Below are 13,367 nucleotides of genomic sequence, written 5' to 3'. Positions count from 1 at the left end.
CCGCGAGTTGGACAGTCCTGCGCAGCGACGAAGCCCTGACAGACGGGTCCTCAACCAAGATCACCCGTGTCTGCCAGGAGCTTCGCGTGCTTGTCCACCCGTCCTCGATTGATCTGCCCAGCCGCACCCTGCGGTTCCTGACCGGACAACTGACAGCCGGGCGGCAGGAGATCGGAACACGGCGGCGGCGCCTTTCCGCCGCACGTCAGGCCCTGCTCGCCCCGGCCCATCCACGGTGCGGTGACACCTACGCCCAACCCGCCGCCGGATTCGGCATCGGGATCACGACCGTTCACCGCTGCATACGTGAAGCCGTCGACACCCTGTCCGCCCCTGCCCCGCCCCTGGCCGAGGCGATGAGGACGATCCGGGCGAAGGCGTCCGTCATCCTCGACGGCACCCTGCCGCCGATCGACTGGGGGCACCTCCCGGCCGAAGGCTGGGGGACATCGCCGCCGACACCCCGTACCACTCCGGGAAACACAAACGCCACAACATGAACGTCCAGATCCTCACGGATCCGTTCGGACGGCCGCTCCGGGCCTCGCCGGCTCCGCCCGGTTCGACGCACGACCTGACCGCCACGCGACAGCACGGGATCATCGAAGCCCTCGCCGACGCGGGGCTCAAATACTGCGCGGACAAGGCGTACCAGAGGGCCGGTGAACCCGTCCGGGTACCATTCCGGGGCCGCCGCCTCAAGAGATGGAAGCGCCGCCACACCACCACCCACGCCAAGACCCGTTGCCCTGGCGAGCGGGCCATGGCCACCCTCAAGGGCTGGCGCCTCCCACGGAAACTCCGCTGCAGCACCAACCGAATCACCGACGTCGTGAAGACTGCCCTCGCCCTTCACCACGCGTCAGCGTGAGGTTGGAAAACGCTCACTGTTGCTGAGGTCCGTCAGAGACACGGTCGGACCGTAGCAACCAGGAAGTGGGTATTGCGGCGCTCCTGGGGACGAGGGCCTGATCCGGGGTGTGGTCGCTGCGCACCGATCGGCCCCCCTCCCTCTCAAGTAGCTTGATTTCTATGCCTGGTTGCGCGTCCTGCCCGCCATCCCCGGGATCTCCAGATGCAGGCACGCCGCGAAGTGGACGTTGCCCATGCCCGGGCGCAGGAGTGCCGACAGCCGAATGTCGTGGGTGAACGTGAGGGAACGGCCCGCCAGTTGGCGGTCGTTCAGGGCGAGGACCGTCACGGTGGTGGGCTGGGTCGGGTCGAGTTGAACGTCGTAGCCGCCGCTGGTGGCGGTGATGGCTACCGGGGAGCCGTGGATGTCCAGGCCGCTGGGGGCGTGGATCGTGTAGTCGGGCATGGTGTGGCGGCCGTCGCGGACGCGTTGGGGCAGCAGGTCCCTGTCGCCCGTCTCCACGCGGGCTCCGTTGGCGTCGAGGACGGTGTTGCCGTGCATGCAGTACGTGTGCACCTTGACGCCTGCGGGGACCTGGAACTCGCCGTTCGCATGGTCCCAGGAGCCGTGGCCGCTGAGGACGATCCCGTCGGCGCGGCCGGGGGTGTTATGGGCTTCCCATTCGTCGTTGGTGCCGGCGTTGACCGTCGGGCGGGTGGTGGGCATGCGCTGCACGGTGGCGGCGGGAGGCGCTTCGGGGGTGTGCGGGTCGTCGTGGGTGTGGGTGCGCTGGGGGTGCGGCTGGTTCATCGCCCGCCGTGCAACGGGTGGCATGGCCTGCCCGTCGGACGGCCCGGCCATCTGCTCGTCATCACTGTCTCCGCTGCCTGAGTCCGATTCGTCTTCGTAGCTCACCGTGTAGGCCTTCTTGAGGCGGGGCGTGCGGAAGTCGTCGCCCGGCTGCCGCTTCGAGCCCGCGCCGTCTCCCGGGGCGCGTGCGGCGGGGTGGGTGAGTGCCTCGTCCGGTGGCAGCGGGTCCGGACCCGTCTCGTGCGCGGTGGCGACCGGGGCAGGCCGCCGGTCCCCGGTGGGCAATGGATGGTCGCGCAGCGGTGTGCCGTCCTCGCTGATCCGTTCGATCTCGGCGAGATGGCGGTGGGGCAGCATGAAGGGGGCAGGCTCCGGGGTGCCGCCCATCAGCCCGTCGGTCGCCGTCGGAGTGCGGCGGGTCGAGTCCGGGTCCCGATACTCGTCGTTCAGACCTGCGTAGTGCAGGAGCTCGTGGAGCAGGTCGACGTCCGTGTGCTCCAGGTCCAGGTAGTGCTGGTTGGCCCGTGCCGGAGCGGTGGTCCGGGACTCGTGCGGCCCGGTTACCGTGATCGCCTCGGAATGGTCGGGCGCGTGCGTGAAGGTCGCCTCGAAGTGCAGTTGGTCACCGGAACGCGGGAGGAGCAGGCCGGTGTTCAGGCGTTCGTCGAGCAGGGCGCGGATCCGGTCCTGGAAGCCGGGGAGCTGCTCGTGCGACATCCCCGGCCCGGGGCGCACCGGCAGGTGGAAGGAGATCAGGCGCACCCACCGGCCGTCGTCCGCCTGGATCCGGCGGACGGTGTGACGGACGTAGACGAGGCGACCGGTCAGCAGGCCGGGCCGCCACGAGCTGAGCGCGTCGGGAGAGGCCTGGAAGCGCTCGGTGCGGCGCGTTGCCGGCGGCGCGGTGTCGCGGCGGTGCTGCCACTGCTCGCGGGTGACCGGCGGTCGCACGGCCGGCGCGTGCTCGGCGCCGTCCTCGGCCGATGCCTCCTCCTCGTGCCGAGCAGTGGCCGCCTCCCGGGCCGGCACGGCGGTGTGCTGCGGGCCGGGCGGATGCGGCGGGGTGTCCGCGTCGAGGCGTGCGGGCACCTCGGCGGTGAGCACCACCCGGTCGTGTGCCCGCGCAGAGTGCTCGCCGACGGCCGCCGGTCCGGCCTGCTGCAGGCCGTGCGCATGGGCCCGGACCGTGATGCCCTCACTGTGCACCGGGGCGGATGCCTCCTCCCGCAGCGTCACCGGGTGATCGCCCAGTCCTGCCTGGAGGGCGTCGGCGACGCTCTGCGCGCGTTGCCGGCTGAGCTGGAGCGACTGCCCGAAGTGCGGCAGGCCGCCTCGGTGGACCTCGGCGTAGCCGTGGACGGTGACCACGGGGGGCCTACCGCCGGCCTCGGCGCTGCGGGCACCGAGCTCGGCCACCCGGTCGGCGACGTCGGTGACGGTGCGCTGCTGGCGGGGGGTCAGCTCGATGGCGTCCGGATCGAGATGGATCTCCACGACATGCTGCCTGCCGGTGCCGGTGCCGGCGTCCACGTGGGTCCCGGCCGGCGCAGCGGCCGCCCGTTCCATGGGGACGGGGGCGGGCGAGACGGGAGCTGCTCGCTCCACGGCGATGGTGGGCGCGGGAGCCGGCGCCTCCGCTTCCGCTGGGGTGTCGTGGTGTCGGGTGGACCAGTAGTACAGGTCGCCGGTGACCGTCTCGCCCTCGCCGTAGGGCTCGTGGTCGTGTCGGCGCACCGTGATCCGGACCTGCTGGCGCAGGAGAACCGAGGGGTCCGACACCTTGGCCTTGCCCGGCTCGGTCACCGGCTTGTCGTGGGGAACCGCGCCGGGCGGCAGCGTCCTGCTGGGGGTCCCCGGGGGCCGGGTCACCGGGACCGGCCGGTCCACCGTCTGGTTGCGACCGTACCGGGCACTGTTGAACGGGATGCTCACGATCGGAGCGTTCGTCAGGGCGAGCGCGTCGAACGGCGAGGCGGTCCAGGAGTAGGCGGCGGTGGAGGTGGTGGCCGACTCGTCCTCGGTCGAGCCCGTGAGTTCGTCCTCGCCGCCGGTCCGGGTGCCGATCACCTGTGCCGCACTCGTGGGCTCCAGACTCAGCACGAGGTGGGTCCGGCCGTCGAGACCGAGCGGGACGGTGTGGTAGCCCGTCCCGGTCACCGTTCCTGTTCTCCCGGCCTGCAGCCGGTGGAAGACCGCGGCGAGCGACTGCGGGGAGAGTGCCTGGCGGAGCGCGGCCTGCTGCTCGGGTGACAGGCCGCGCTCGATGACCAACGGGTTGGCCGCGTCCAGCCGGGGGTCGGCCAGGAAGGAGTTGACGACCTGCTCGGCCTTCGTGAGCACCGGTCCGAGGACGCTGGTGGCCGCGAGTACGCGGGCTGCCGGGCCGACGACCTGCCGGCCCTGCCGGTGGAGCGAGGAGGCGGCCGCACCGATCCGGCCCAGCGGGCCGGTGCCCCAAGGGCGGATGGTGGTCAGGACGCTGGTGGCCCTCTCCAGCAGCTCGTCGGCCCGGCTGAATCCGACCAGGTCGTGACCCGAGTCGAGTGATTGCTGCCAGTCGGTCCGGTCTCCGAGAGGTCCCGGTGAGGGGGGCGGATTCTCCTCCAGCCGGGTCATCGATGTGGGGACCCAGACCTTGACGTCCCACGCCGGGGTGACGGGCCGGGGACGCTCGGGGAGGTTGACGTACCGGCCGTTGACCTGGCGGACGACCGTCACTTCGAAGGTCATGCGGGTGCCGAAGGCGACGCCGCCGCCGAACTTCGACGTCTTGTGTTCCACCTTGGTGGTGATGCCCGATTCGCTGCCCCGGCTGAGACTCCGCTCGCCGCCGGCGCCCGGGGCCCAGGTGACGCTGCTGAAGTGGGTCACGGCCCGGGGTGTGCCGTAGGAGGGGCGGACGTTGACGTCGAGCCCGAGCGAGCGGCTGTCCCCCGCATTGCCCTTGACGGTCCGTGCCGAGGTCACCTTGCGGGTGGTCTCGGCGGTGGAGCGCTCCCCCAGGTCGCGCCAGCCGTCCTCGGGGACGATGCCCCGGACCAGAACCCTGGTGACGGTGGGACCGAAGCGGCCGTCGTGCGCGTGGTGGTCGAAGATGCCCTTGTTGAGCAGGTCGTCGAAGTTCGCGGCAAGGCTCTCGGGTGAGAAGGTGTCCGCGAAGTGCAGCGCCGCCAGCGGCGGGCCGTCCTGCACATGGTCGGCCCGGAGCTGGCGGTCGATCTCGCGCAGGATGTCGTCGGAGGTTCGGATCTCGGCGACGGCGCCGCCGGCGACTCGGGCGTCGAGGAGCATGGCCCGGCGCCGGGCCGGCGCGATGGCCGTCCGGTCCGCCGTGGTGTCCCGCTGTGTGGTGGTGAGCGTTCGTACGTCGGCGTCGGAGAGCAGGACGAGGACGCTGTGCGTGCTCGTGCGGGCGGGGCCGTGGGTGACGTCGCCGGTGGGGCCGGTGAGCCGCCCGCGCAGGGTGATCTCGGCATCGGTCCGGTAGACGTGCCAGGTCCCCTTCTGAGCGAGCTTGCGGCTGGTCGACATCTTCTCCTTGACGGAGTCGTTGTCGTCCACCCCGTAGGAGCCCTTGGCCTTGACGCCGCCGCGGAGCTGGTACCGGGAGGTCTGGAGGCCCAGCGGGGTCTCCGGGACGAGACCGCCGTCCACGCCGACCGTGCCCTTGCCGGTGGTGGTGCGCTTGTCAGCCACGGCGTCGGAGGTTCCGGACTTGATCTCGACGGCGAGCTTCCCGTTGCCCGACAGGGTCTCCTGGTAGTGCAGTTGGCCCAGCCGGGTGTGCAGGGAGAGTCCGACGGTGTCCCGCTGTCGGCCCGAACCGACGTGCAGGTCACCGGTGTTGGCCCAGCTGCCGACCGAGGAGGAGATGACGCCGCGCAGTTGCAGGGGGTCGCTGAGCAGATCCAGGGCGTCGCGAAGGTCCCGGTGGAGCGGGTCGAACGCGGCCTCGATGCCGTCGGCTCTGCTGCGGTAGGCGCCGTTCAGCGTCTGCCCGACCTGCTCCCGGAACTGCTCCACGTCGGCGACGTCGCGCACGACGTGCAGCAGGGGCAGCCGGTCGAGGGTCTGGGCGGGGCGGTCGGGGACGACCTCGGCCGGCCGGCGCACCTCCAGGACCAGGTGTCCCTGCTCCAGGGGCATCGATGTGACCCGCGGGTCGGCCACGGCCTGCGGATCCGGCAGTGTCCGGGTGGGCTGCGCCGGGTCCGCGAGCCCGATCAGCACCTGGTAGCCGACCGGGTATTCGAACGCGTCACCCGTTCCCTCCTGGCTGAACTCCCGCTTGACCTCGCGCTCGGCACCCGTGGTGACCTGGTGCGCGTTCGCGCGTGAGACCTCCACGCCGGCCGCGCCGAAGAGGCGGATCGTGTCGGGCGGGTTCAGCGCCCGGCGTGCGTTGCCGCCGCCGGTGAGGACGTGCTTGCCGGCGCGGCCGACCGCCGTGTCCACGCCGCTGGCGCGGCTGACGATGTCCTTGACCGTGGAGGTGTCCGAGTACAGGTGGTGCCCCTTCCTCGGATCGAGCCGGATCACGATCTCGTGCGTCCGGCCATTGAGCAGCGGCAGGTGGGAGCTGTCCAGGGTGATCCGCAGGGTGCCGTCGAGCAGTTGCCGGGCCCCGGCACGCAGGGCGTCGGGGGAGAGGCGCTGCTGCAGGCGGTGCAGGTTGGTCCACGCCTGTGGGGTGATCCGCCGGGCCGCCGCGGGGGAGGGCGGCAGCAGGCCCGGAGCCTGGGTGGTGAGCCTGCCGACGATGTGTTCCACCAGCTCGGCCGAGCCCGGGACCTGGAGGTAGGACGTGCGCTGCCTGACCAGCGGGTGGCGCAGGTCGGCGATGCCGGGCGCGGGCCGGACGGCCCGCTGCACCGTCGCCGTGGACCCGGCGGCGGTGTCCGGGGCGCTCTCGGCCTGCACGTCCGGTCGCAGGTCCGGACGCGGGAGCAGCCGGAGGACCTCGGGGGGCTGTGGCGTTTCCACCTGGATCACGAGGTGTGGGCTCGCGTCGTCCGTCGTGCGCGGGGCGTGCGTGACGTCCGGCGGGGTCGCCCGAGGAGGGTCCTGCTGGGCGGGCGGCAGGGTGATCGGGCTGCTCCTGCTTCCTCGGAGACCGTCCGTTCCCACCGAGACGTGGTGCCGGATCAGTTCCACGCGGAACCGCACCCTGGTCGTCACCAGCTGGGCCGGGCTGGGCCGTTCGTGGCTTTCCTCGGTGGAGACGGTGGTCCTGGCCTTCGCCGCGTGTGTGGTGGTGCGTGTGTGGTTGTAGCCGAACGTCCCACCCCACCAGGCGCTCTCCGCGTCCGTCGCCGAGTGCCACGTCTGCCGGCCGGCGCCACCGCCGCCACCCAGTGCCCAGTTACTGCTGTCCACCCGGTTGCTGGCCTGTTCGGTCGACGACTTGGCGCCCACCACGTTCTTCCCGTCGACGATGCCGATCACCTCGGACCGCTCCGGTTCGAGGGTCAGCCGCAGGAAGCCGGCCGGCCCCTGCGTGAACGTCAGGCCGGGGGAAGCCAGACCCCAGCTCGATGCGTGCTGGAAGCCGTTGGCCACGTTCTCCGGGCTGAAGAAGTCGACGATGGCCTGATGTGCCAGGCCGTCCGGTCGCCGCTCGGCGGGAAGGGCGGCGAACACCGCGTCCCGGGCCGCCGACAGGCCGGTGACGGTCACCGGTTGGCCCGTGGCCGGCGCGGTGCGCATGCGCGTCGCGGGTGCGGCGGCCGGCGCCGTCGACGGCGGTTCCCAGCCTTCCCAGTCCCGACGGTCAGCCCCGGACGGTTCAGCGGTCCGAGGGATGTCGGCCGTCACCGTGTCGTCGATGCTGTCCTGATGTTCCGTCAATTCGATTCCGAGCGGGGTGCCTTCCTCGTCGCGGACCAGGACCTCGTAGCGGAAGGTGGAGGTGTACCGGTCGGCCTGGCCGGTGAAGGCGACCTTGTTCGCCCCGGTCGCCGTGGTCTTGGTCGATGTCTCGGTGGTGTGACCGGCCCCGCCCAGGGCGATGGTCACAGAGCCGTTCGCGGTCGCCGTCGGGTCGATCGACCCGGTGTAGCCCGGGGACAGGTCCAGGCCGGCCTCGCTGAAGGCGAGTTGGGTTTTGGCGATGCCTAGCTCGTGGCTGGACCCGGACGGGATCTCGTATCCCTCGCCGTCGTTCGCCACCTCCGGCGCGGCGGACTCGGTGGCCGTGTCCGTGCGAGTCCAGGCACCCACGGTCGCCGAGATCTGCACCTCGTACGGCTTTTCCCCGACCCGGAGCGGGAAGCGCCAGCCCCCGTTCACCATCGCGGCGTGCTGCTTGCGGAAGTTCGCCGGATCCAGCTGCACGTCCAGTCGCTGCCTCACCTGTTGTTCGTCGGCGTGGCCGCCGAGCAGGGCGTGCAGGCGGGAGCGGACGGCGGCGGGGCCGGGCTCGTTGGTGATCTTGATGCCCGCCAGGGACACGCGGTGCCACTCGGCGGGCGGTGGAGGCGGTGTCGGCTCGGACTGCGGATTCGGGGCCTCGTTCTCCTGCGGTGCCGTCACGCTCTCCGTGTCGGCCTCGTCGGCCTCGCTGCGACGGTCGGCGGCGGAGCGGTTGTCCCGGTCGGTGCCGTCGGCGGCCGTTCCGCTGCGGGAGCCGGTGCTTCCGGTGTCGCTGGTGTCGCTGTGGTCGGTGCTGCTCCGGTCGATGTGGCTGTGATCGGTGGCCGTCCGGCCGGTGGCGCTCTGCGCGTCCTCGTCGTGGCCGATGTGGCTGTGGCCGGTGTCGCTGTCCGCGGAGCCGGATGACTCGTCGGTGGAGGTGCCGCCCGGGTCGCGCCCGTCCTGCGGGTTGTCGTCCTGCGGGTTCTCGATCGGGTCGTTCGGCTCTGCGAGGAGGCTGTCGAACTCGTCGGTGCTGGGGACCGCGTGCGGGTCGAAAACGGACTGCTCCGGCCGTTGCTCGGTATCCGTGTCGATGCTGTCGCTCTCCTGGGATTCCGGTCTCCGGCTCAGCTGTGCCTGTGCCGAGCCGAACTCCCGGCGACTGCGGGAACCGTCCGAGGCACGGGTGCCGTCGCCACTGGACCGGGTGGCGGGCGGCGATGCCGAGACGCCCGGAGAACTCGCGCGGCTGGTGCGGCTGCTGGACCCCTGGCTATCCGTCGGCCGGGTCTGGCCACCCTCGTCCTCCGCGTCACCGTCGTAGTCGGAGGATCCGTCGGCGGAATGCTCGTGGTCGCTGTCGCGGAGGCTGCTGGTGGCCGAGAAGAACTCGTCGTCGGAGGAGTACTCGTGCCCCTGCGACAGTCCGGGGTGTCCCGGGAGAAGTCCGTCCGGCTCGTCGGTGCCGGGTGCCGCTCCCGGACCGGGTGCGTCACTGTTCTCGTCCGCGTCCTCGATGTCGCTCGGCCTGCTGCGTGCCGAGAAGTACTCGTCGGAGGAACTGCCCGAGGCGGGGCCGGTGCTGCCGGAGTCGCTGCCGCTGGAGCGACGGTCGTCGCCGGTGCTTGCGTCGGAGCCGTCGTCGCCACCATGGCGAACGTACTGTGTGGCGGGGGTCCGTTCGGTCTCATGAGTCTCGTGAGGGCTGTTCCGCCCGGTGACGAGGTCGTCGAGACCACTGGCGCCGGGGGTCTCGTTCGGGTCGTGGGAGTCCTGCTCGGTGGTGGTGTCGACGGCCGCGCGTCGCCGTCGCTCCGTCGTCAACTGCGCCTGTGACGATCCGGGTTCCGGGGCCCTGCGCGTCTCGTCACCGGTGGGCGACGCGACGGGCGGCGTCGTCACCGGACCGGGGTGCGCCGGTACCTCCACACGATCGGGCGTCACGTGGTCGGGCGCCGGGCGGTCGGGGACGTCCGGCAGCGAGCCGAGGAGGCTGTCGGTGTCCGTGGTGTCACGATGGCCGCCGTTCTCGTCGACCGGTGGGGTGCGGTCGGAGCCGTCGCCGCTCTCGGTCCGGGCGCGCACCGAGACCGCGTTGTCGGTGATGCGGTCGAGATGGCGGACGTCCTCGGGGCGCTCCAGCGGGCGGCTCAGCTCCTGGTGCAGGTCGCGCATCTGCTCGGTGAGCGGCCGTATGCTGTCCAGCCGCCGTTGCGTCTGGCTGATCTGCTCGGTGGTCCGGCTGAACGCGTCGTCGTTGCCGTCGGCCAGATGTCGGTCGCGTTCGTCGCGAAGCGAGTCGAGCTCGTGGCGGGCGGCGTCGATCCGGGCCAGCCGGTCGGTCTCGTGGCGGGCGGCGTCGATCCGGGCCAGCCGGTCGGTCTCGCGCTGCTGCTGATGCCGGTCGAACAGGTCGAGCGCGCGCCGGCTCCCGTCGACGGTGGTGGCCTCGCGCGCCTGTCGGTGCAGTTCGGACGCGCGGGGGTCGCCGAGCAGGGCGTCGAAGCGGGCGTGCAGTGCCGAGTCGTCGTGGTCGGCGGGCGTCTCAGGGGCGTCCCGGAGTCGGTCGAAGCGCCGCTGGAGTTCGCGGTGGGTGATCAGGTCGCCCAGCGCGTCGTAGGCGGCCTGGCGGTCGGGCGCGTTGTCGAGCCGCAGCCGCAGTTCGGCCTCGTGGGGGTCGGCGTCCTCGTCGGTCAGGGCCCGCAGACGGGCGTGCAGTGCCGCGTCGCTGGTGTCGGACGGCGTCGCGGGGTCGTTCCGGAGTCGGTTCAGCCGTTGCCGGAGCTCACGGAGGTCGCTCAGGTGGTTCAGTGCGTCGTGGGCGGCCTGGCGGTCGGGCGCTTCGTCCACCTGACGGCGCAGTTCGGGGTCGTCGTCGGCGCCGAGCAGGGTCCGGAAGCGGTCGCGCAGTTGGTCGTCCGTGGCCGACGGCGGCTCGGTGCCGTTGTCCTGGAGGCGGTCCAGTTGCCGCTGCAGGTCGGCGACTTCCCGATGGTGCGTCAACTCGGCTCGGGCTTGGGCCTCTTCCTGCGGGGTCTGGGCTCGGAAGAACCGCTCGTGGAGGACGGTCTCGTCCCGGCGCTCCGCCGAGCCGCCGGAGGTGAGGGCGTGCAGCCGCCGGCGCAGTTCGCCGTCCTGGCGCAGTTCCGCCAGCCGCCCGCGCAGTTCCTGGACCTCCTGCGGGTCCTGCGCGGTGTCCAGTGCGCGGTTCACGTCCTCGACCCGTGGGTCGAAGGGCCGCGGTGCGTCGCTGCCGTGCAGCACTTCCGGGGGCATCCGGTCCTCGATGAAGGCCGTGTACTGCCGCAGACTGGTGTCCAGCCGACCGGGGTCGCCCGAGCGCCTGGCGTCGTCGACCGCGTCCACCCGCCGCTGCCACTCGGGCCGGGAGACGTCCAGCGCACCGAGCCGGTCGAAGCCGCTGTCCACGTGGGCGCGGAAGCTGTCGTAGTGCCGGAGGAGCGAGTGCGTTTCGACGTGGTCGCGGAAGCTGGTCAGCTGCCGGGTGGCCTCGGGCCAGTCGTGCGCGGCCGTGGCCTCCCGCACCGCCCGGATGAACTCCCGTCGCTGCTCGGGCGCCATGCCGCTGCTGCGCGCCATCCGGTTCAGCTCGTCGGTGCGCTGCTCGATGTGCCCCTTCGGCGAGCGCAGCGAGGGTGTGGTGGGGTCGAGGAGGTGGTCGCCGCCAGTGGTCGGGGGCACGTCGGGCAGGTCGTCGAGCGGGTCCATGGCGGTGTCACGCGGGATGCCGGGCAGGTCGTCGAGCATGTCCAGGGTGCGCAGGACGTCCGGGGCGTCCGGGCCGCTGGGGACGTCGGGCAGGTCCAGGACGGCCGTGTGGTGCGGATCCTCCGGAGCCGGGAGCTCACCGATGGAACTGACCCGCAGCTCGACCGGCGAGTCGAGGTCGGAGGGCACGGTGGTGCGCTCGACGTCGGTCGAGGTGCGGACCGTGCTCGGGCCTGGGCGGCCGCCCGTCGGACCGGCGGCGTCAGCGGCCGGGCCCTTCATCCCCGCGGTGTTCCCCGTGCTTTCCGTGCTGACGCGCGGGGCCGACGGGCGCGCCGACTCGGTCACGGTCGAGCCCGACCCCGACCCCGAGCCTGTGCCCGAGCGGGTGGCGGGGCCGGTGGCAGGGGCTCCCTGTCCCGGTGCGGCCGGTCGGGCGGTGCCACCGGACCCGGCGGCTGCCGATGCGCCCGTGGACCGGCTGCCGAGGCCCTCGTTCTCCGTGACGGGCCCACCGCCGGTCCCGGCGCGGGCCGTCGGGGAGGACTCGAAGCCGGGCAGCTCGGACGGTCGTCCGGTCGCGGCCGGCGGAGAGTGGGTCGCCGTGTCCGGCGCGCCACCGCTGTGTGCCGACTCCTCACCGGTGGTGCCGGAGCTCTCCCGGCCGGCCGGGGCGCCGTCACGCCGCTCATCGAGCGAACCCGCGCCGCGGCTGCCCTCGCCGCCGGCCGTGCTGTTCTGATCGGTGGACCTGGTGGTGCCGTCGCCGAGCCCGGCTCCGTGCCCGTCGCCGAGGTCGGCGGTGGACGGGTGCCCGAACTCGTTGCCGAGCTCGCTGCCGGTGCCACTGCCGGTGTGCGCGCCGAGATCCGCGCCGAAGTCGACGCTCGGTGGTTTGCCGAGCTCGTCGAACGACGGCACGTGCACGTCGGGCAGGTGCAGGTCGAGGTCGCCCTTGCCGCCCTCGGGTTCGTCGCGGGGGGAACTCCCGTGTCCTCCCAGGCCGCCGATCAGGCCTGAGCTCAGTGCGCCGCCGAAGTCGGTGTCCCCTCCGAGGGCGATGTTGGTCACGACAGTGCCGCCCAGGCCGGACGCCCCGCCGATCGTCACCTTGCCGAGCAGGCTGCCGGTGAACTTCGGGGCCAGCACGTGGCTCGCGCCGCCGATGAAGCCGCCGACCGCTCCGCCGATGGCACCGCTCTCCAGGGCCCCCAGGGTGTTCTTGGCGTCCCAGTGCGTCCGGTCGCCCTTGAGCAGCTGGATGGTCTGGACCAGTACGTCCATGCCGACGTTGAACGCGATGCCGGTCGCGACCGACTTGAGCAGGCGCTGCACGATCAGCTTCACGATCGCCCGGGCCCCGGCGACCGCCGGTGGGATCGCCTCCGGCGCGGAGAACGAGAACTGGATGATCTCGTAGGCCAGCCAGGCGAGTTGGAGCAGAATCATGTACTTTGCGTACTCGACCTGGACGGCGGTCTCCCGGCTGTAGTCGCCCAGTTTCCCCGCCGCGTCCGACATCTGCGGGAGATTGGACTCCATGGCGCTGGTGAAGGACTGGAACTGCATGGCCACCGCGCCGCCCAGACTGTCCAGTACCCCCTGGGTTCCCGGACCGATCTCGTCGGCCAACGACACCAGGTGGCCGGCGGTCTCGTCCCAGATGTCGCCGAGCGTCCTGAGCTTGTCCTCGTCGCCCCGGGGCCAGTCCTGGCCGGCTGCTATGCGCGAGACCCAGGCCAGCTCGGGCGGCACGTCGATGCTCATTCCTTGCCGGGCCTTCCTTCGGGGCCGGAGATGTGCGGGCCGTCGCCGCTGAGACCGAGGTCGCGGAGGGAGTGGACGTTGTCGTCCTCCAGCCGCTCGAACCTGACGGCCATCGTCGTGATGCCGTCGACGGTGCTGTCCATCACCAGGCCGAATTCGCCGATCCCCTTGACGAGCCCGTCCCTGGGGTCGGCGTACTCGCTGACGAACTGTCTTCCGGTGGTGTCGTCGCCCCAGCATTCGCCGAGCCCGTCCAGCCGCGCCTGCAGGTCGGCGCTCAGACCCTTGAAGCGTGCCGCCAGATTCTGCATGTAGGGCGACTGCTCGTGGAGACCGTTGGTGTCCACCGAGATCT

General features: G+C 72.0%; 2 protein-coding genes and 1 pseudogene. 1 reads left to right on the top strand and 2 read right to left on the bottom strand.

Features of this window, described 5'->3' with window-relative positions:
• Positions 1-86 precede the first annotated feature (86 nt).
• Positions 87-871, top strand: a pseudogene (locus ACZ6KY_RS33425) (transposase family protein).
• Between the two features lie 159 nt (positions 872-1,030).
• Here the strand turns inward: ACZ6KY_RS33425 and ACZ6KY_RS33420 are convergent.
• Entirely contained in the window at positions 1,031-13,012 is an 11,982-nt protein-coding gene (locus ACZ6KY_RS33420; protein ID WP_469314002.1) for a WXG100-like domain-containing protein, read from the bottom strand.
• Positions 13,009-13,359 carry a WXG100 family type VII secretion target gene (locus ACZ6KY_RS33415; protein WP_469314001.1) on the bottom strand — a complete coding sequence of 117 codons (351 nt, stop codon included), beginning with the start codon at positions 13,357-13,359 and terminating at the stop codon, positions 13,009-13,011. The genes ACZ6KY_RS33420 and ACZ6KY_RS33415 overlap by 4 nt, the downstream gene beginning before the upstream one ends.
• Between the last annotated feature and the right edge of the window lie 8 nt (positions 13,360-13,367).

This window comes from Streptomyces sp. NPDC042002, assembly GCF_055588305.1.
Note: the sequence above shows the minus strand (reverse complement) of the source record. Positions and strands in the feature narration are given on the sequence as shown.